The sequence below is a fragment of the Sandarakinorhabdus sp. FBCC-B8862 genome, from assembly GCF_059745315.1.
Window position 1 is genome coordinate 1754736 of record NZ_CM185574.1, and the last position, 18227, is coordinate 1772962.

At 66.8% G+C, this 18227-nt stretch carries 18 protein-coding genes and 1 tRNA gene; 6 read left to right on the top strand and 13 right to left on the bottom strand.

The genetic code is table 11. The annotated features are described in order from the left end of the window. A complete protein-coding gene (locus AC6BOR_RS08590) occupies positions 1-1632 on the top strand; it encodes a DUF885 family protein (protein WP_498058062.1) in 1632 nt (543 codons plus the stop codon). Here AC6BOR_RS08590 and AC6BOR_RS08595 read toward each other — a convergent pair. The 4 genes from AC6BOR_RS08595 to AC6BOR_RS08610 all read right to left on the bottom strand — a co-directional run bounded on the left by AC6BOR_RS08595 (position 1610) and on the right by AC6BOR_RS08610 (position 4039). Then, the gene (locus tag AC6BOR_RS08595) at positions 1610-2947 is read right to left on the bottom strand and encodes a M24 family metallopeptidase (protein ID WP_498058063.1); all 1338 of its coding nucleotides are present in this window, start codon (positions 2945-2947) and stop codon (positions 1610-1612) included. The genes AC6BOR_RS08590 and AC6BOR_RS08595 overlap by 23 nt on opposite strands. A gap of 26 nt (positions 2948-2973) precedes the next feature. Then, positions 2974-3417, bottom strand: coding sequence for a hypothetical protein (locus AC6BOR_RS08600; RefSeq protein ID WP_498058064.1), 444 nt, complete (start codon positions 3415-3417; stop codon positions 2974-2976). Next, positions 3417-3872, bottom strand: a complete 456-nt coding sequence (locus AC6BOR_RS08605; protein WP_086115461.1) for an Lrp/AsnC family transcriptional regulator — start codon at positions 3870-3872, stop codon at positions 3417-3419. The genes AC6BOR_RS08600 and AC6BOR_RS08605 overlap by 1 nt, the downstream gene beginning before the upstream one ends. 92 nt (positions 3873-3964) lie before the next feature. After that, positions 3965-4039 (bottom strand) — tRNA-Thr (locus AC6BOR_RS08610). A gap of 104 nt (positions 4040-4143) precedes the next feature. Between AC6BOR_RS08610 and AC6BOR_RS08615 the strand changes: the two genes are divergently transcribed. Next, on the top strand, positions 4144-4287 hold the full coding sequence (locus tag AC6BOR_RS08615) for a hypothetical protein (RefSeq protein ID WP_498058065.1): 144 nt from the start codon (positions 4144-4146) through the stop codon (positions 4285-4287). On the opposite strand, the gene AC6BOR_RS08620 is transcribed toward AC6BOR_RS08615, so the two are convergent. Next, a complete protein-coding gene (locus AC6BOR_RS08620; protein WP_498058066.1) occupies positions 4284-4838 on the bottom strand; it encodes a glutathione peroxidase in 555 nt (184 codons plus the stop codon). The genes AC6BOR_RS08615 and AC6BOR_RS08620 overlap by 4 nt on opposite strands. A 72-nt stretch (positions 4839-4910) precedes the next feature. After that, positions 4911-6707, bottom strand: a complete 1797-nt coding sequence (locus AC6BOR_RS08625) for an aminopeptidase P family protein (protein ID WP_498058067.1) — start codon at positions 6705-6707, stop codon at positions 4911-4913. Positions 6708-6838: 131 nt separating this feature from the next. Here AC6BOR_RS08625 and AC6BOR_RS08630 point away from each other — a divergent pair, with 131 nt between their 5' ends. Further along, positions 6839-8884 (top strand): S9 family peptidase, encoded by a 2046-nt coding sequence (locus tag AC6BOR_RS08630; RefSeq protein WP_498060631.1) that lies wholly within the window; start codon positions 6839-6841, stop codon positions 8882-8884. Next, entirely contained in the window at positions 8884-9303 is a 420-nt protein-coding gene (locus AC6BOR_RS08635; RefSeq protein WP_498058068.1) for an acyl-CoA thioesterase, read from the top strand. The genes AC6BOR_RS08630 and AC6BOR_RS08635 overlap by 1 nt, the downstream gene beginning before the upstream one ends. Here the strand turns inward: AC6BOR_RS08635 and AC6BOR_RS08640 are convergent. Beyond that, positions 9281-9478, bottom strand: coding sequence for a hypothetical protein (locus tag AC6BOR_RS08640; RefSeq protein WP_498058069.1), 198 nt, complete (start codon positions 9476-9478; stop codon positions 9281-9283). The two genes, AC6BOR_RS08635 and AC6BOR_RS08640, sit on opposite strands and share 23 nt — an antisense overlap. A gap of 103 nt (positions 9479-9581) precedes the next feature. On the opposite strand from AC6BOR_RS08640, the gene AC6BOR_RS08645 reads away from it, so the two are divergent. Beyond that, positions 9582-10382 (top strand): class I SAM-dependent methyltransferase, encoded by an 801-nt coding sequence (locus tag AC6BOR_RS08645; RefSeq protein WP_498058070.1) that lies wholly within the window; start codon positions 9582-9584, stop codon positions 10380-10382. A 153-nt stretch (positions 10383-10535) separates the two neighbouring features. On the opposite strand, the gene AC6BOR_RS08650 is transcribed toward AC6BOR_RS08645, so the two are convergent. From AC6BOR_RS08650 to serS, 6 genes are all read right to left on the bottom strand, one after another. After that, a complete protein-coding gene (locus AC6BOR_RS08650) occupies positions 10536-11375 on the bottom strand; it encodes a C40 family peptidase (RefSeq protein ID WP_498058071.1) in 840 nt (279 codons plus the stop codon). After that, positions 11372-12748 carry a leucyl aminopeptidase family protein gene (locus tag AC6BOR_RS08655; RefSeq protein WP_498060632.1) on the bottom strand — a complete coding sequence of 459 codons (1377 nt, stop codon included), beginning with the start codon at positions 12746-12748 and terminating at the stop codon, positions 11372-11374. Before AC6BOR_RS08655 ends, AC6BOR_RS08650 begins: the two co-directional genes overlap by 4 nt. Positions 12749-12758: 10 nt before the next feature. Continuing rightward, the gene (gene rimO, locus AC6BOR_RS08660) at positions 12759-14087 is read right to left on the bottom strand and encodes a 30S ribosomal protein S12 methylthiotransferase RimO (protein ID WP_498058072.1); all 1329 of its coding nucleotides are present in this window, start codon (positions 14085-14087) and stop codon (positions 12759-12761) included. Positions 14088-14254: 167 nt separating this feature from the next. Then, positions 14255-15301: a peptidoglycan DD-metalloendopeptidase family protein gene (locus AC6BOR_RS08665; RefSeq protein WP_498058073.1), complete on the bottom strand. Its 1047-nt coding sequence runs from the start codon at positions 15299-15301 to the stop codon at positions 14255-14257. Then, entirely contained in the window at positions 15301-16077 is a 777-nt protein-coding gene (gene surE, locus AC6BOR_RS08670) for a 5'/3'-nucleotidase SurE (protein ID WP_498058074.1), read from the bottom strand. The genes AC6BOR_RS08665 and surE overlap by 1 nt, the downstream gene beginning before the upstream one ends. Positions 16078-16081: 4 nt before the next feature. After that, positions 16082-17359 carry a serine--tRNA ligase gene (serS, locus tag AC6BOR_RS08675; RefSeq protein ID WP_498058075.1) on the bottom strand — a complete coding sequence of 426 codons (1278 nt, stop codon included), beginning with the start codon at positions 17357-17359 and terminating at the stop codon, positions 16082-16084. Between the two features lie 79 nt (positions 17360-17438). Between serS and AC6BOR_RS08680 the strand changes: the two genes are divergently transcribed. Next, positions 17439-18104, top strand: a complete 666-nt coding sequence (locus AC6BOR_RS08680; RefSeq protein WP_498058076.1) for a zinc-ribbon domain-containing protein — start codon at positions 17439-17441, stop codon at positions 18102-18104. The last annotated feature ends 123 nt before the right edge of the window (positions 18105-18227 follow it).

Genomic DNA, 18227 nt, shown 5'->3' on the forward strand with positions numbered 1-18227 from the left:
ATGATGCGTTTTGGGCTGGCAATGCTTGCGGCCGTGATGATGGCCGGGCCCGTGCTGGCCTCGGCACCGGCCGATCTGCACGCGCTGTTCGCGCAATGGCGGCGATGGCACGATGCCCGGCCCGCCAGCGGCGTGCCGGACTATTCGGCGCCGGCCAACGCGGCCCGCGCCGAAGGCCTGAAGCACTTCGAGGCGCAGCTGGCCGCCATCGACACCAACGGCTGGTCGGCAGCGGACCAGGTCGATTGGCAGCTGGTGCAGGCCGAAATGAACGGCCTGAAATTCGATCTGGAGGTGGCCCGGCCCTGGGCCCGCGATCCGGCCTGGTATGTTTCGATATGGACAGCCCAGAGCGACACGCCCGCCCATGAAGGCCCGGTGCACATCGCGCCGGTGGAGCTGTGGCAATATCATTTTCCCCTGACCAACGCCGATGCAGCGAAGCTGGCCGGCGAGCTCGCGCATATCCTGCCGCTGCTGGCCCAGGCGCGCGGCAATCTCACCGGCAATGCCGCCGATTTGTGGAATGCCAGCCTGGTGCCGCTGGGCGAGCAGGCGGACGCGCTGCGCGACCTGCAGGCCAAGGTGAGGGGCCACAAGGCCGCCGAACAGGCCGCCGCCACCGCCCTGGCCGCTACCCTCGATTTCATCGCCTGGGTGAAGGCCGAGGCGCCGAAGAAAACCGGGCCGTCGGGCGTGGGGATCGAGGCGTACAACTGGTATCTGAAGCATGTGCAGCTGTCGCCATACACCTGGGCGGACGAGGTGGCGATCCTGAGTCGCGAACTGGCCCGCGCCCACGCCGGCCTGCGGCTTGAGGAGAATCACCACAAGGCGCTGCCGCCGCTGAACAGCCCGGCCAACCAGGCCGAATGGGACGCCAAGAGCCTGGCCGCCATCAACCATTTCATCGCCTTCATGGCCAAGACGGGAGTGGCGACCATCCAGCACTACATGCACCCCGAACTGGCAACACGGATGGGCAAATGGGTGCCGCCCGAACAGCAGAATTTCTTCGCCATCGCCCAGGGCCGTGCCCCCAACAGCCTGTTCGCCCATTTCTATCACTGGTGGGATCTGGCCGAGATGCACGACCGCCCGCACCCGTCGCCGATCCGCCGCGGCCCCTTGCTTTACAATATTTGGGTGAGCCGGGCGGAGGGCAATGCGACTGCCATGGAAGCGATGATGCTGGATGCCGGCCTGTTCGACCTAAACCCGCGCGAACGCGAAGTCGTTTGGATCATGCAGGCCCAGCGCGCCGCACGCGGGCTGGCAGCGCTCTATGCCCAGGCCAACCGGATTGATCTGAAGACGGCCATGGCCATGCAGGTCGCCCGCACGCCCAATGGCTGGATGAGCCCGGATCTGCCGCTGCTCGGCTTTGAGCAGTCGCTCTATCTGCGCCAGCCCGGCTACGGCGCCAGCTACATCACCGGCAAGGCGCAGATCGAACAATTGTTCGCCGAGCTGGCCGAGCAGGAGCGCGCCGGCCTGCCCGGTGACCGCTTCACCGTGAAGGGTTTTTACGACCGGCTGGGCAGTTTCGGCCTCATCCCAGTCAGCATGATCCGCCAGCAATGGCTGGGGCTGAAGCCGGGCGAGCCAATCATTTCGGCCCGCGTGGAATGAGCATCAGCTGGGTTTGCCGGCCATCGATCCAGCGGAAACTGCTGCCGTTCCAATAGCCGTCCACCTCCAGCGGAAAGCGGACTTCGGCGCCGCCCCATTCCGGCACCTTGGCCAGCGCCGCAAGCTCGATCGACCAGGCCGTGTCGGGATAGATGCGATACTCGCCGCGGCCGGCAATCGGGTTCTGATTCTCCCAGCTGCCGATCCACGGACCGGCGCCATGGCCATGCAGGCCGATCGAATGGGTATAAATGATCGGGGTCGTGCCGGCGGCAATTGCTTGTCTGCGGGCGGCCATCAGCACCTCGTTGCCGGTCAGCCCGGTCTTGAAGCTGGCGACCAGCGCATCCTGCACCTTGTTGGCTGCCGCCATCCCGGCCTTCAGGCCGGCCGGCGCGTCGGTCTCACCCGGCTTCAGCACATAGGCCAGCTGCTGCGTGTCGGTCTTCAGGCCCAGCATGCCGGCGCAGAAATCAACATGGAGCAAATCGCCCGGCATGATCACCACATTGTCGGGCAGGGTCTGGCGTCCCGGCACGATGCCGGGACCGGTGGCGCGCTGCACCGTCACTGATGGCTGGCACCAGGCATCCTGGCGCAGATCGGCCAGCCGCTCGCGATACCACCATACGACATCCTGCGTGGTGGTCACCCCAGGCGTGATCACCTTTTCCGACAGGCCTTCGGGGATCAGGCTGTGCGCCACCCGCATGATGCCCTGGTACACGTCCATATCCTCAGGCGTGCGGGTTTCCAGCACCCCCAGCGCCAGCCGGTCATGGCTTTCCAGCCGGCTCGCCATCGGCCCGAGTGCCGTCACCAACTGTCGATATTCACCCGTGGCCAGCCCATCGGCGAGGGCGAAATCCCGGCTGATGTTGACGGCAATGTGCTTGGGATTGCGCTCGGCGATCACCTGGGCAACCCGGGCCCATTGTTCGGGTTGCTGTTCCGGGTTCCATAGCGACGGGAACAGATCGCCCACCGGATAGCGGGCGATGGCCAACCGCTCCACACCCTGTTCCGGCCCACGATCAAAGAAGATCAGCACCATGCGCCGCCGTGCCGATGCCCAGGTGGCCGGCAGCATCGCCTTCACCACCGGATCCTCGTTATATTCGGATGCCACCAGCACCCACATGTCGACACCCACCTCGCGCATGATGCGGGGCACCACCTGGTCCAGCCGGGCCTTCACCAGCCGGTCGTGTGCGGCCACCCGGTCGCGCAGCGGGGGCACGGCCGGGCGCTGATAATCCTGGGCGACAGCCACGCTGGCGCCGGCCAGCAGCAGCGATGCGATGAGCGTCTTCATGTCCCTCTCCCCTTTGCGGGCAGGGTTTAGGCCATGCCGGCCCGCACGGTAAAGGGCAGCGCTGCCTTGTCGGGCGCAACCCAGCCGCGCCGGGCCGCCACCGAAAACAGCAGTTCGCGCGTCCAGAAACGCTCCGGCCAATATTTGTCGCCCAAAAGGCCGGCGAGCAGGTCGTTGACACGGCGGCCGATCGGCCCATCTGGCGCCAGCGCCAGGCCGGCGCGCACGGCCGCCAGCGAAGCGAGGGTGATGCTGTGGTGATAGCCGGCCGTGTCGCTGTTCACCCCACCGGTGGTCAGATTGTAGCGGCGGATAATCCCCGGCATGTCCGCCTCCGCGTCCAGATCGGTGCGGGCAAAAAGGATATAGGCCGCCGCCGCGACATGGGCCGCGTGGGTCCATTCCGGCTTGGGCAGGGTGCAGTTGATCAGCCCTTCGCCAATGCGGGCGATATCGGCATCGGTGAACATCAGGCGGCTCCGGTGGGCAGGATGGTGCTGTCCTTCGCGCTTTCCAGTGCGATCAGGGTTTCGGTGCGAATGACGCCGGGCAGCGGCTTCAGCGTCTCGGCCAGAAAGCGTTGCAGGGCGGCGGTGTCGGCGACACGCAGCTTGATCAGCCAATTGTGCGGCCCGGTGATGTGATGGGCTTCCAGCACATCGGGCGCTGCAGCCATGGCGGCAGCGAATCCGGCCTCATCACTGCGCGGTTCCAGATCGACGAACAGAAACGCCAACAGGTTGCGGCCCAACGCCGCCGGGGCGAGGATTGCACGGTTGGCAGCAATCACGCCACTGGCATTCAGCCGCCGCAGCCGATCATTGGCCGCCGACGTGGACAGGCCGACCGCTGCGCCAAGTTCGGCCGCGGTGATGCGGTTGTCTTGCTGAAGCAGCCGCAAAATTTCCGAATCAATTCCATTCATGCCGTAATATTACCGGCACAACCGATCCATCAAAGTGAAAAAAGCGAAACCCCCGGGGGTGAGCCGGGGGTTTCGCTGTTTCTGCGGGGCGGTGGTGCTGCCGGGGAGGATTGAACTCCCGACCTCAGCCTTACCAAGGATGCGCTCTACCACTGAGCTACGGCAGCACGCCCCGTATCAACCCGCACGCATGCGGGAAGCGGCCCTATGGCCAAGGCCCGATGGCCTGTCAAGCGCTGACGCGCCGGCCGTGATGCGCTATGGCAGGGCCATGACCGACAAATCAGCCAAGGATGCGCGGGCGGAGCGGTTGGCCGCGGCTCTGCGCGCGAACCTCAGGAAGCGCAAGGGCCTGGGCGATACCGGGGACCCGGCGCGCAGCCAGCACCCTGATCACGCCCAGAAGCCTGATTAGCCCTTCGCGGCCAGCGCCTTCTGCACCGCTGCCATCACTTCCGGCGAGGTCGGCGTGGTCTTTGTGCCGAAGGCGGCGATCAGCTTGCCATCCTTGCCGATGAGATATTTGTGGAAATTCCACTGCGGGGTGTTGGCTTCGCCCAGCGTGGCGGCCGCCCACTTGTAGACCGGAATGGCCTTGGGGCCCTTCACAACCGCCTTTTCGGCCATCGGGAACTTGATGCCGAACTTGCTCTCGCAGAACTGCTTCACTTCGCCGTTGCTGGCGAATTCCTGGTCTCCAAAATCGCCCGACGGCACACCAACGACGGTGAAGCCCTTGGCCTTGTAGCTGTCGTGCAGGGCCTGCAGGCCTTCATACTGCGGGGTGAAGCCGCACATCGACGCGGTGTTGACCAGCAGCACCACCTTGCCCTTGTACTGCGCCATCGGCATCGGCTTGCCATCGATGGTCTTCAGGTTGAATTGATAGAGATTGTCGGCGGCCGGCGCGGCGGCCACCAGGGCGCCCAACGCGGCGGCGGCAAGGGTCAGGTGCTTCAACATCATGCGTCTCCTATCAATATGCCAGCTTGCGATACCACGCCCGGGCGCGGCTGCGAAGGTGAAGGGTGACGCACCTCAAAGCGGTGCGCAGGCTTCGGCCAACCAGGCCTGATCGGCGGCATCGGTGATCAACGGACCAATCTCGGCCGCGACGCGGGCGTGATAGTCATTCCACCAGGCGCGTTCGTCAGGGGTCAGCAGCGCCACGTCCACGAGACGCTTGTCGATGGGCGCCAGCGTAAGCTCGCGGAAACCCAGCAGCTCGCGCTCTGCCCCTTCCGCCTGCCGCGGTTCGACCAGCACCAGATTCTCGATGCGGATCCCGTACGCACCGGTCTTGTAATAACCCGGCTCGTTCGACAGGATCATGCCCGGCTGCAGCGGTTCATCGCCACCAGGCTGGGCCGACCAGGCTGCCGCGATGCGCTGCGGCCCTTCGTGGACCGAAAGATAGCTGCCAACGCCATGCCCGGTGCCGTGGTTGTAATCCAGCCCGGCCGCCCACAGATGCTGGCGCGCCAGCGCATCGAGCTGCACGCCCTTGGTGCCCGCCGGGAAGATGGCGCGGGCCAGAGCGATATGGCCCTTGAGCACACGCGTGAAACGGTCCTTCATTTCGTCCGTTGGCGTGCCCACCACCATGGTGCGTGTCACATCGGTGGTGCCATCGCGATACTGGCCGCCCGAATCGACCAGATAAATGCTGTCCATGGTGATCGGCAGATTGGTTTCAGCGCTGACCCGGTAATGCGGCAGCGCCGCATTCGGCCCGGCAGCCGAAATCGTGTCGAACGACAGATCCTCCAGGCTGTTGGTTTCATTGCGGAACTGGCGCAGCCGCTCGGCCGCCGACAGTTCATCAAGCCCACCCTTGGGCGCCTCCCGGTCAAACCAGGCCAGGAAGCGGGTGAGGGCGGCACCATCACGCACATGCGCTGCCACCGTGCCGGCCATCTCCACCTTGTTCTTGATCGCGCGTGGCAGCACGCACGGGTCACGCGCTTCCACGATGGTGGCGCCGCCGGCATCCAGCGCATCAAAGATCGCCGCGGCGCAGCTTTGCGGATCAGCCGACACGCGCCGGCCGGCAAAGCCCTTGAGCGCAGCCTCGAACCCATCCCGGGGGTGGCAGCGCACCTCAGGCCCAAGATGGGCAGTGAGCGCTGGGGTGATCTTGGCCGGCGCGGTGAACAGATCAACGCTGGCATCGGCATGCACAATCGCAAAGGCCAGCGCCACCGGCGTGCGCGGCACATCGCGGCCGCGCACATTGAGCAGCCAGGCCACCGAATCCAGCGCAGCGATCACCACGGCATCGCAGCCACTTGTCCCCAGCCAGGCCGCCACCTGCGCGCGCTTCTCGGTGTGGGACCGGCCGGCAAATTCATCGCCATGCACCTCGATCGGCGCCAGCGAGGGCGCCGGGCGATCGGCCCACACCGCATCGATGGGATTGTTGGCCACCGCCACCAGTTCGGCGCCCTTGGCCTTCAGCAAGGCCGTCGTGCCAGCCGCCCAGGCGCGGGTGTGCAGCCAGGGATCATGGCCAAAGCGCTGGCCAGCCTGCGCCTGTTCCGCCAGCCACTGCGCGGCGCTGGTCTTGGGCACATCCTGATAGCTGAACAGATCGGCCGGCACCTGTTGCCGCACCTGCACCGTGTAGCGGCCATCGGTGAACATGGCGGCCTGCTCGGCCAGCACCACCGCACTGCCCGCTGAACCGCCAAAGCCGGTCAGCCAGGCCAGCCGCTGGGCATAATCGCCGACATATTCGCTCATATGCTCATCGGTGAGCGGGACGACAAAGCCATCAAGGCCTTCGGCAGCCAACTGCGTGCGCAACGCGCCGAGCCGGGCAGAGGTGGTGGACATGAAACGCTGATCCCTTATTGATGCCTCCCCCAGATAGGCGCGGGCCCGCCCCGCCTCAAGCGCAGGATTTCACCATGAAGGCGCTGATTGCCCTCATCACGCTTGCAACCGCCTCCGGAGCACTTGCCCAGATGCAGCCCCCGATTGCCGCCACCCGTCCGCACAGCTTCACCCACCACGGCATCACCGTCGAAGACCCGTATCACTGGCTGAAGGACCAGAGCTATCCCACCGTCGATGATCCCGACGTGCTGGCCTATCTGAAGGCCGAGAACGCCTATTTCGAAGCGCAGATGGCGCCCGCCGCCGCCCTGAAGGAGCGGATTTACGAGGAGCTGAAGGGCCGCGTGAAGCAGGATGACGCCTCGGTGCCGGTGGCCGACGGCGCGTTTGAATATTGGTGGCAGTTCAAGCCGGGCGACCAGTATCGCACCTGGATGCGGCGGCCGAAGGGGGGCGGGCCGGAGCAACTGGTGCTGTCGGAACCCGAACTGGCCAAGGGGCTGAATTATTTCCGGCTCGGCGCCCAGGCGGTCAGCCCCGATGGCAAGCTTATCGCCTATGCGACCGACAGCGATGGCAGTGAGCGCTTCACCATCCGCATCCGCGACATCGCCACCGGCAAGGACATCGAGACCGTCACCAAGGTGAGTGTGGGCGCGGTGGCCTGGAGCGCCGATTCGCGCGCGCTGATGTGGACCGAGGTCAACGAGAATTGGCGGCGTATCAAGGCGCGGATTCACCTGCTGGGCCAGACGGGCGAGGACCGGGTGGTCTATGAGGAGACTGAGGACAAGGGCTTTGGCGTGTCGGTCGGCCGCAGCCAGGATGGCCGCTGGTTCATCATCACCACATCCGATCATGCCACCAGCGAGGTGCGGCTGCTGCCCACGGCCGATCCGGCGGCCGAACCGATTCTCGTCAAGCGGCGGCAGGCCGGCGTCACCTATGATGTCGACGTGCGCGGGCAAAGCCTGTTCATCCGCAGCAACGATACCCACGTGAACTTCCGGGTTGCCACCGCCAGCCTGGCCAAGCCAGGCGAATGGACCACCCTGATCGCCGGGTCGGATCGCGATTATATCACTGGAATTGCGGCCTTTTCCTCCTATCTCGCCGTACAGGGCCGCAGAGACGGTCTGGATCGGATCGTGCTGCGCCGCGATGATGGCCGCGAAACCGAAATCCCTTTCAGCGAAGCCGCCTACACCGCCAGCATCGGCAGCAATCTGGAACCCGATGCCCCGCTGCTGCGGCTGAACTATGCCTCCATGGTCACCCCGGCCACGGTCTATGATTATGAGGTGAAAACCGGCCAGCTGATCACCCGCAAGGTGCAGCAGGTGCCGTCGGGCTATGATGCCGGCCAGTATGAAAGCCGGCGGTTGTGGATCACCGCGCGGGATGGCGTGAAGGTGCCGGTGGCCATTGTGTACAGGAAGGGTTTCAAGCCTGATGGCAGCGGCCGGCTGCATCTATATGCTTATGGCGCCTATGGCATCCCGACCATGCCGAGTTTTTCGGCCAACCGATTGAGTTTGCTGGATCGCGGCGTCGCTTTTGCCATTGCCCAGATCCGTGGCGGAGATGATCTGGGCTATCAATGGTATCTGGATGGCAAGCTCAAGAAGCGGACCAACACGTTCAACGATTTCGTCGATGCTGCCCGCGGGCTGGTGCAGGCGGGCTGGGCGGCACCGGGGCAGATTTCGGCCAGTGGCGGGTCGGCCGGTGGCGAATTGATGGGCGCGGTGGTCAACCAGGCGCCCGAATTGTTCCGCGCCGTGGTCGCGCACGTGCCGTTCGTGGACGTTTTGAACACCATGCTCGATGAAAGCCTGCCACTGACGCCGGGCGAATGGCCGGAATGGGGCAACCCCATCACCTCCAGGGCGGATTTCGAATATATCCGTTCCTATTCGCCCTATGATCAGGTGCGCCCCCAGGCCTATCCGCCATTGATGGTGACGGCCGGGCTCAATGATCCGCGCGTCACCTATTGGGAGCCGGCGAAGTGGGTTGCCAAGCTCAGGGCCACCAAGACCGACAGCAACCCCCTGATCTTCAAGACCAACATGGGGGCTGGCCATGGCGGCAAATCCGGGCGCTTTGCGGCGCTGGAGGAGCTGGCAGAGGAATATGCCTTCATCCTGAACCAGTTCGGCATCGTCAACTGATGCCGGCGCCGGCTGATCGCCGCAGCTTTTCGATGCCGGTCAGCGTGCAGCCGGCCGACATTGATGAGCTGGGGCATGTCAACAATATCAGTTACTTGAAGTGGGTGCAGGATGTCGCCACCGCGCATTGGCGGGCCGTGGCACCGCCCGCGCATATCGCGGCCTATATGTGGGTCGTGACCCGGCACGAGATTGATTATGTGAAGCAGACCCTGCTGGGCGAGACGCTGACCGTCACCACCTGGGTTGGCACCCCCAAAGGTGCCCGCTTTGACCGGTTTGTCGAAATCTGTGGCAGCAATGGCGATGTGCGTGCCCGCGCGGTGACCACCTGGGCGCTGCTGGAGGCCGCAACCGGGCGGCTGGTGCGCGTTCGGGCCGATATCGCGGCGCCCTTCATTGCGGCCGAACCAGATTGAACAGATGCACCGCGGCAAACAGCGCCGTGGTCATGCCGGCAAAGGCGATCCCGTTCCACGGCAGATGCGCGTGCCAGGCCAGCGGCGCGCGCCGCCGCGCCCAATCGCCGGCCGCGCCAAGCGCCGCCAGCACCAGGCCGATCACAAGGCCGATCAGGGTGGTGTCTGCATCCATGGCCGGCCCTTGGCAGCCGGTTCAGCCTGAGGCAATGTCCTGCCTTGCACTGGGCCGCTTTGCGCAATAGCCATCTGCAACACCCCCAACGGAGATTGACCCGATGATCCGCACCCTTGCTGTTGTTTCGGCGCTGGCCGTGGCCACCATTGCCGCTCCCGCCATCGCCGCCGGCCCGTTCGATGCCGCCCTCGCCGGCCCTTGGCGCAGCGACGCCAACAAGGCCCGCGACCAGTATCGCCACCCGGCCGAAACGCTGAAATTCTTTGGCATCAAGCCCACGGACACGGTGGTGGAAATCTGGCCGTCAGGCGGCTGGTACACCGAAGTCATCGCCCCGGCGCTGAAGGGCAAGGGCCAATATATCGCCGCCCACAACAACCCGCTTGCCTCCATGGGCGCCGCCAAGAGCGTGGAGACGTTCAAGACCAAGTTTGCCGACAAAGCCGTGTTTGGCGACATCAAGGTGACGCCATTCGGCAAGGATGCCTATGACATTGCCGCCCCGGGCAGTACCGATGTCGTGGTGAGCTTCCGCAATGTCCACAACTGGCACATGGGCGGCTTTGACCAGGCCGCCTTCGATGCCTTCTTCAAGGCGCTGAAGCCGGGCGGCACGCTGGGCATCGTTGAACACCGCCTGCCGGAAGACCGGCCGGATGCCGCGATGAAGACGAGCGGTTACATGAAGGTGTCTTACGTGAAGATGCTGGCGGAAAAGGCCGGCTTCAAGTTTGTCGGCGCGTCCGAAGTGAATGCCAATGCCAAGGACAGCAAGGATTACCCCAAGGGCGTCTGGACCCTGCCGCCCAACTATGCGGAAGGGGACACCGACCGGGCGAAATATGCCGCCATTGGCGAGAGCGACCGCATGACGCTGAAGTTCGTGAAGCCGAAGCAGTGAGCCGCCCTGGCACAGCAGGTTGATTGATCCTCCCCCTCTTGGGGAGGTGCCGACCGAAGGGCGGCGGAGGGGGCGCGACGAAGCAAATGGTGCACGTCGGCCCCCTCCGTCACGCCTGCCGCGTGCCACCTCCCCCAAAGGGGGAGGATCTGTTCAGCGATAGCGCCGCACCACGGGTTCATCGGCGCCGGCCCGTTCCATCACGTCGGCCAGCGGTTCGGCCACCACCGCCATCCAGTGGGCATTGGCGTGGCACAGCCGGTCGCCATCCAACAGCAGGCCGACATGGCCGGGCCAGAAGATCAGATCGCCCGCCTCGCGCGCGGCGAACTTGACCGCTTCGCCCTGTTCGCGCTGCAGATCGGTGTCGCGGCGCAGGGCGATGCCTTCAACGCTCAAGGCCTGCTGCACCAGGCCGGAGCAATCGACACCATCCGGGCTGCGCCCGCCCCAGAGATAGGGCGCGCCGGCGAAGAGCGCGGCGGCGGCGAAGCGGTCAACCGGCATGGCTTCGACATGGCGGCGATGGACGAAACCGCCGCCGGCGAGGGCGAGGAAATTGCCGTCCAACTCTCCCGCCACGCGGGCGCCGAATGGCAGTTCCTGTTGCACCGCCGCCTTGATGCTGGCGGCGGAAAAGACGGGCGCGCGGCGGGCGGTGATGCGATGGCTGGGTTCAGCCGCCGGCAGCGCCAGCGCAGCGAAATCCACCCAGCCGATGTAGCGATCGTGGCAAGACCGGCCGAGCGCGAAACCGGCCTTCACCTCGGCAATCTCGAACCGTTCGCCAAACAGCAGCTCGCTCACCGCTTCGGCTGCCGCATCGGGGGCAGAGCGCACGGTCAAGCGCGGCGCGGTGCAGGTGAGCGGCCTCGGATCAACATAGCGCACGGCGCCGACATCGCCGGCCAGCGCCAGTTCCACCACCTCTGGCCCGGCGAACCATTCGCGCGGTTCAAAGCGTTGCGCGGGGCCCTTCAAAACCCAGCTCATCCGAAACGGCTCCGCAGCATGGCCCAGGTGGCGCGCAGGCCCAGCGCCTCGCCGCCCTTGGGGCGGCCGGGGCGCGGCGCGGCGTTCCAGGCGAAGGTGTCGAAATGGAGCCAGGGCGTGCCCTGCGCCACGAATTTTTCCAGATAGAGCGCCGCCGTGATTGCCCCGGCAAACGCCCCTTCGGCACTGTTGACCATATCGGCAACGCTGGATTTCAGCATGTCGTGATAAGGTGCCCACAGCGGTAGCCGCCAGGCCGGATCGCCCACGGCCATGCCGGCGGCCAGCACTTCGCTGGCCAGCGCATCGTCATTGGCAAACAGCGCCGGCAATTGCGGGCCCAGCGCCACCCGCGCCGCCCCGGTGAGGGTGGCGAAATCGATCATCAGCACCGGGTTGTGCTCGGCGGCGAGCGTGATGGCATCGCACAGAACCAGCCGGCCTTCGGCATCGGTGTTGGTGATTTCCACCGTTTTGCCGGCGCGCGTGGCGATCACGTCGCCGGGGCGCAGCGCGTTGCCGGAAATGGCGTTTTCGGCTGCCGGGATGATCAGGTGCAGCCGCACCGGCAGATTGGCCGCCATCACCAGCCGGGCCAGCGCCAGCGCATGGGCCGCGCCGCCCATATCCTTCTTCATCAGGGCCATGCCGCTGCCCGGCTTGATGTTGAGGCCGCCCGAATCAAAGGTGATGCCCTTGCCGATGATGGCAAGGCGCGGGTGGGCGGCATCGCCCCATTCCGCCTCGATCAGGCGCGGCTGCGCCGCCGCCGCGCGACCGACGGCGTGGATGGCCGGGAAATTCTGCGCCAGCAGCGCCTCACCAGCGACCACGCGCACATCGGCGCCAAAGGGGCGAACCACATCGATCACCGCCTGCGCCAGCTCGGCCGGGCCGAGATCGCTGGCCGGCGTGTCGACGAGATCGCGCACCAGCGCCACCGCCTGGGCTTCGGCCACCGCGCCGGACATGGCGCTGAGGCTGGTGGTGGCCAGCACGCGCGGGCCCTCGGGCTTGGCGCGGCGATAGCGGGTGAAGCGATGCTGGGCGAGGCACCAGCCCAGCCCGGCCTGGCCAAGTTCACCCTGCAGCAGATAGCGGCCGGCCGGCAGTTTGGCCGCCGCCGCCGCCAGCGCCCAGGGTCCGAGCGGGCCGGGGGCGACGCCCACCGCGGCAAACCAGTCGGCCGGGCCATCGCCGGGGATGATGGCGATGCTGTCGGCCTCGGCATTGAAGCCCTGCGCGGCAACCGCCGTGCGGGTGCGCTCACCTTGTGCTTTCAACCATTCGTCCTGCCCGGCCGCCGTGACCGGCACCAGCGGCACCGCCGCTTGCCCATCGGCGGGCACCAGCAGGCTGGCCAGATCCATCAGCGACGCTCCATCAGACGGGAACCCCGAACAGATCGGCTTCGTCCGAGTCCTCGATCAGCACCGGCACGATATCGCCCGGCTTCACGCCGCCGGCATCGCGCAGATGCACCATGCCGTCGATTTCGGGGGCATCATATTTGCTGCGCCCCGACGCGCCGCCCTCGTCATCCGCCTCGTCGATCAGCACATCCAGCGTGCGGCCCACCTTGGCGGCCAGCCGCTGTTCGGAAATGCGAGACTGCAGCGCCATGAAGCGGTGCCAGCGGTCCTCCTTCACCTCTTCCGGCACCGCGCCGGGCAGCGCATTGGCCTGCGCGCCATCGACCGCTTCATATTTGAAGCAGCCGGCGCGATCGATCTGCGCCTGTTCCAGCCAATCGAGCAGATATTGGAAATCGGCTTCCGTCTCGCCGGGGAAGCCGACGATGAAGGTGGAGCGGATCGCCATGTCGGGCACGATACTGCGCCATTTCTGGATGCGTTCCAGCACCTTGGCCTCGTTGGCCGGGCGCTTCATCGCCTTCAACACGGCTGGGGAGGCATGCTGGAACGGAATGTCGAGATAGGGCAGCAGCAGGCCATCGGCCATCAGCGGGATCAGGTCATCCACATGCGGGTAGGGATAGACATAGTGGAGCCGCACCCAGGCCCCCAACCCGCCCAGTTCGCGCGCCAGATCCTGGATATGGGCGCGGCGCTCCACCCCGCCCAGCGTCGAGCGTTCGTGGCGCAGATCAACGCCATAGGCCGATGTGTCCTGGCTGATGACCAGCAATTCCTTCGCACCGGCCTTCACCAGCGCTTCGGCCTCGCGGATGATCGCGGCGGGCGGGCGGCTGGCGAGACGGCCGCGCAAGGACGGGATGATGCAGAAGGCGCATGTGTGGTTGCAGCCTTCGGAAATCTTCAGATAGGCATAATGGCGCGGCGTGAGTTTCAGGCCGGCATCGGGCACCAGATCGATGAAGGCGGAGCGGACGGGCGGCGCCGCTTCATGCACCGCGCTCACCACCGCTTCATATTGCTGCGGCCCGGTGACGGCGAGCACATCCGGGAAGCGGGCGCGGATGGCGTCGGCTTCGTGCCCCATGCAGCCGGTGACAATCACCTTGCCATTTTCGGCCATCGCCTCGCCGATGGCCTCCAGGCTTTCGGCCTTGGCCGAATCGAGGAAACCGCAGGTGTTGACGATCACCACATCGGCGCCGTCATAATCGCCGGACAGCGCATAGCCATCGGCGCGCAGCTGGGTGAGAATGCGTTCGGAATCGACCAGCGCCTTGGGGCAACCCAGCGACACCATGCCGACCCGCGGGGCCGAAGCGGGAGAGACGGTCATCGGCGCGGCAGTGCGCTGTTCGGGCCAAAAGTGCAAGGGGGAAGCATGCGGCACGGTCGCTGCCCCTCCGTCAGCCTGCGGCTGCCACCTCTCCAAACTTGTTTGGGGAGGTGGCGCGCGAAGCGAGCCTGCCCCGGCGAAGGCCGGGGGAGGGGCAAAAGTGGCCCCTAGCGACCGCCGATCACCTGGGCCGGATCCTGCGGGGCGCGGCCCTTGCGCAGTTCGAAATGCAGCTGGGGTTCGGCGACCGCCCCGGTCTGCCCGGCGCGGGCGATGACTTCGCCGGCCTTCACGCGGGCGCCGCGCGCCACCAGCAGCGCCTCGTTGTGGGCATAGGCCGAAACCCAGCCACCGGCGTGTTTCACCAGCACGAGATTGCCGAAGCCCGGAATGGCATCGCCGGCATAGGCGACAACGCCATCACCGGCGGCGCGCACCGGCTCGCCCGGATTGGCCTTGAGGTTGACGCCATCGTTGAAGCGGCCGCCGGGCTTGGCACCAAAGCCGGAGATGATGCGGCCGGGCAGCGGCCAGCGGAAGCGCGGGGCATTGCCGGTGACGGCGGGCAGCGGGGCCGGCGGCTCGGCGGCGGGTTCGGCGGCCGCCGGCTGGGCCAGCGGCGGGGCGGGTGCAGCGGCGGACGGAGCGCTGGACACTGGGCGCGTGGCCGGCCGGGCGACATTTGGCGTGACCGGGGCTGCCGGCTGGCCGCCGGTGACGACATCATCGATGGACAGGCTGAAGGCGCGGGCGCGCTCCTCCAGGCTCATGGCGGCGACCTTGGCGGCGGCGATCTGGGCATCGGGCAGGCGCAGCCGCTGGCCGACGGCGAGGACATAGGGTTCCTTGAGGCCATTCAGCGCAATGAGATCGCGCCACGGCACGCCATAGGCACGCGCGATGGCGATGCCGGTCTCGCCGGAGCGCACCAGGTGGAAACGGCCCTGCGGGGTGGCGACCGCGTTGGGGGTGACCGGGCGGGCGACCCAATCGGTGCGGGGCGGGGCAGTGCGAACAGGGGCGGGGCGGGCGGGCGCTGGCCGTGGCGCAGGCGGCGTCTGGCGGGTGGGGGCCGGCTTGGGCGGCGGCACCCGGGTGGGCGCCGGGCGCGGGGTTGGCCGGCGCGCCGGTTCCGGGCGGCCGATCATGTTGGCACAGCCCGTCAGCGCCAGCAGCAGCATGAAGGCACCAAGGGCTGATGCCGCGCGCCGCATCAGCCCTCCGCCAGATCGGACAGCGCCGCCTTCAGCATGGCGATGGACTGATAATGCGTCATGTCGAGGTGCAGCGGCGTCACCGAAATGCAGGCTTCGTGCATCGCCTTCAGATCGGTTTCATGGCCGGGCGCCGGCTTTTCCTTGCCGAAGCCGTGCCAATAATAGGGAAAGCCGCGCGGATCGATGCGCTTCACCAGGTGGATATTGCCATAATCGCGGAAGCCCTGTTCCGTGACGCGCACGCCCTTCACGTCGCCGGCCAGCACCGGCGGGAAGTTGATGTTGATCAGCACGCCTTCGGGCCAATCCTGGGCGATAATGCGGCGGATGATGGCGGCGCCGCGGGTTTGCGCGCAGGAAAAATCCTCGTTGCCGGCGGTATAGTCCATCATCACCTGCGACAGCGCGATGGAGCGGATGCCGGCCAAGCAGCCTTCCATGGCGGCCGAAACCGTGCCGCTGTAGGTCACATCCTCAGCGAGGTTGCCGCCACGGTTGACGCCGGACAGGATCAGATCGGGCTTCTTGTCCTCCAGCACCGCGCCCAGCGCCAGCATCACGCAATCGGTGGGCGTGCCCTTCACGGCAAAGCGGCGCGGGCTGATTTCGCGCAGCCGCACCGGCTGGCTGAGCGTGAGGCTGTGGCCGGCGCCCGATTGCTCCTCGGCCGGGGCGACGACCCAGACATCATCCGACAGTTCGGCGGCAATCGCCTCCAGCGCGACCAGGCCGGGGGCGTTGATGCCATCGTCATTGGTGACAAGAATGCGCATGAGTTCAGGGCTCCAGCCGGTCAATGCCGGCCATGTAGGGCCTGAGCACATCGGGAATGATGACACTGCCATCGGCCTGTTGGTAATTTTCGATCACCGCCACCAGGGTGCGGCCAACGGCGAGGCCGGAGCCGTTGAGCGTGTTGACCGCGCCGCGGCTGCCCTTTTCGCCGGCCACCTTCCAGCGGGCGTTCATGCGGCGGCCCTGGAAATCGCCGCAGTCGGAAACCGAGCTGATCTCGCGATAGGCGTTCTGGCCGGGCAGCCAGACCTCGAGGTCCCAGGTTTTCCGGGCCGAAAAGCCCATGTCGCCGGCGCAGAGCAGCATCCGGCGATAGGGCAGGTTCAGCGCCTGCAGGATGGCTTCGGCGCTGGCCAGCATGTGCGTATGCTCGGCCTCGGCCTGCTCGGGGGTGCAGATCGTCACCAGCTCGCACTTCTCGAACTGGTGCTGGCGGATCAGGCCGCGCGTGTCGCGCCCGGCGCTGCCGGCCTCACTGCGGAAACAGGGGGTGAGCGCGGTCATGCGGATCGGCAGGGCGGCGGCGTCGATGATCTGATCCGCGACCAGGTTGGTCAGGCTCATTTCAGCGGTTGGGATCAGATAGCGGCCGTCGGTCGTCTTGAAGACATCGTCCTCGAACTTCGGCAGCTGGCCGGTGCCGAAGGCGGCAGTGCGATTGACCAGCAGCGGCGCGTAGGTTTCAGCAAAGCCGTGACGCCCCGTGTGCGTGTCGATCATATATTGGCCCAACGCACGCTGCAGCCGGGCGAGCGGGCCCTTCAGCACGGCAAAGCGCGCGCCGGCCACGCGGGCGGCGGCTTCGGGATCATAGCCGAGTTTGGCGGCGATGATGTCATGCTCTTGCGCGGGGAAGTCAAAGGCACGCGGGGTGCCCCAGCGCATGTCCTCGACATTGCCATGCTCGTCCACGCCATCCGGCACGTCGGCGGCGGGCAGGTTGGGCAGGCTGACCAAAAGCGCTTCGGCAGCCTCCCCGGCCTCACGCGCGGCGGCTTCCAGCGCGGCAATCTCGTCCTTCAGGCCGGCAACTTCGGCCTTCAGTGCCTCGGCCTTGGCATGATCCTTGGCGGCCATGGCGGCGCCAATCTCCTTGGAAGCGGCGTTGCGGCGGGCAAGGGCTTCCTGCGCCCGTGTTTCGGCGGCGCGGCGGGCGGCATCGGCGCTGAGCAGTGACGCAGCGGCATCGGTCACGCCGCGCCGGGCAAGGGCAGCAGCAAAGGCATCCGGATCGGCGCGAAGGGCTTTCAGATCATGCATGGTCCAGCCTTTGCCTTGCAGCGAAGGGCCATGCAAGCGCCCCCTTTCGCACAGGCGCCGGCCTGCTTATGGTGGCCCGGTGATCGTCACCTGCCCCAATTGCAGCGCCGCCTATCGGCTGGATGTCAGCACCGTGCTGCGCCGGCCCAAGCTGAAATGCGCACGCTGCCAGCACCGCTGGGTGCCGGCCGAAGAGGTGGACGAGGATGAGGCCGTGGCCGCCGTGCAGGAGGAGCTGCGCGCCGCCCGCATGCCGCCGCCCCCGCCGCCTGAGCCGGAACCCGAACCGGAGCCCGAACCCGAAGCCCCGGCCGAACCGGAAGAGCCGCGCGTGCCGGTGCTGAAATGGCTGCTGGCGGTCGCGCTGGGCGCCGCCTTCACCACCGCATCACTTGGCCTGTGGATTGGCCGCATCGATCCCGCTGCCATCCCCGGCGTGGCCGATGCGCTGGCCCAGGTGGCGCCGCCGCCGCCCCGGCTGGACGTGGCGATGCAGGGCAGTGTCAACCGGCTTGGGGGCGCCAGCCTGCTGGAGGTGACCGGCGTGATCAGCAACCCCGGCAAGGCCAGCGTGGTGGTGCCGCCGCTCAACGCCCGGCTGATGGTCGGCGGCGAGCGGGTGCGCGACTGGACGATCCCGCCGCCGGCCGCAATGATCAAGCCCGGCCAGCGCCTGGCCTTTGCCTCCACCATCACCGATGTGCCGGCCGGGCCGGTTTCGGTGCAGATCCGCTTCGGGCGTTAGAGGGGCGTCTTCTACCTCCCCCTTGCGGGGAGGGCGACTCGGCGCCAGCCGAGCGGGGTGGGGGTTCCCACCATTGCCGCTGCCAACACCCCCACCCCGGGCCTCGCCTGCGGCTCGTCTCTC

What these genes read in the sequence shown, in the direction of transcription:
- AC6BOR_RS08590 (WP_498058062.1), top strand. Translation starts at nt 1, where the DNA reads ATGATGCGTTTTGGGCTGGCAATGCTTGCGGCCGTGATGATGGCCGGG.
- AC6BOR_RS08595 (WP_498058063.1), bottom strand. Translation starts at nt 2,947, where the DNA reads ATGAAGACGCTCATCGCATCGCTGCTGCTGGCCGGCGCCAGCGTGGCT.
- AC6BOR_RS08600 (WP_498058064.1), bottom strand. Translation starts at nt 3,417, where the DNA reads ATGTTCACCGATGCCGATATCGCCCGCATTGGCGAAGGGCTGATCAAC.
- AC6BOR_RS08605 (WP_086115461.1), bottom strand. Translation starts at nt 3,872, where the DNA reads ATGAATGGAATTGATTCGGAAATTTTGCGGCTGCTTCAGCAAGACAAC.
- AC6BOR_RS08615 (WP_498058065.1), top strand. Translation starts at nt 4,144, where the DNA reads ATGACCGACAAATCAGCCAAGGATGCGCGGGCGGAGCGGTTGGCCGCG.
- AC6BOR_RS08620 (WP_498058066.1), bottom strand. Translation starts at nt 4,838, where the DNA reads ATGATGTTGAAGCACCTGACCCTTGCCGCCGCCGCGTTGGGCGCCCTG.
- AC6BOR_RS08625 (WP_498058067.1), bottom strand. Translation starts at nt 6,707, where the DNA reads ATGTCCACCACCTCTGCCCGGCTCGGCGCGTTGCGCACGCAGTTGGCT.
- AC6BOR_RS08630 (WP_498060631.1), top strand. Translation starts at nt 6,839, where the DNA reads ATGCAGCCCCCGATTGCCGCCACCCGTCCGCACAGCTTCACCCACCAC.
- AC6BOR_RS08635 (WP_498058068.1), top strand. Translation starts at nt 8,884, where the DNA reads ATGCCGGCGCCGGCTGATCGCCGCAGCTTTTCGATGCCGGTCAGCGTG.
- AC6BOR_RS08640 (WP_498058069.1), bottom strand. Translation starts at nt 9,478, where the DNA reads ATGGATGCAGACACCACCCTGATCGGCCTTGTGATCGGCCTGGTGCTG.
- AC6BOR_RS08645 (WP_498058070.1), top strand. Translation starts at nt 9,582, where the DNA reads ATGATCCGCACCCTTGCTGTTGTTTCGGCGCTGGCCGTGGCCACCATT.
- AC6BOR_RS08650 (WP_498058071.1), bottom strand. Translation starts at nt 11,375, where the DNA reads ATGAGCTGGGTTTTGAAGGGCCCCGCGCAACGCTTTGAACCGCGCGAA.
- rimO (WP_498058072.1), bottom strand. Translation starts at nt 14,087, where the DNA reads ATGACCGTCTCTCCCGCTTCGGCCCCGCGGGTCGGCATGGTGTCGCTG.
- AC6BOR_RS08665 (WP_498058073.1), bottom strand. Translation starts at nt 15,301, where the DNA reads ATGCGGCGCGCGGCATCAGCCCTTGGTGCCTTCATGCTGCTGCTGGCG.
- surE (WP_498058074.1), bottom strand. Translation starts at nt 16,077, where the DNA reads ATGCGCATTCTTGTCACCAATGACGATGGCATCAACGCCCCCGGCCTG.
- serS (WP_498058075.1), bottom strand. Translation starts at nt 17,359, where the DNA reads ATGCATGATCTGAAAGCCCTTCGCGCCGATCCGGATGCCTTTGCTGCT.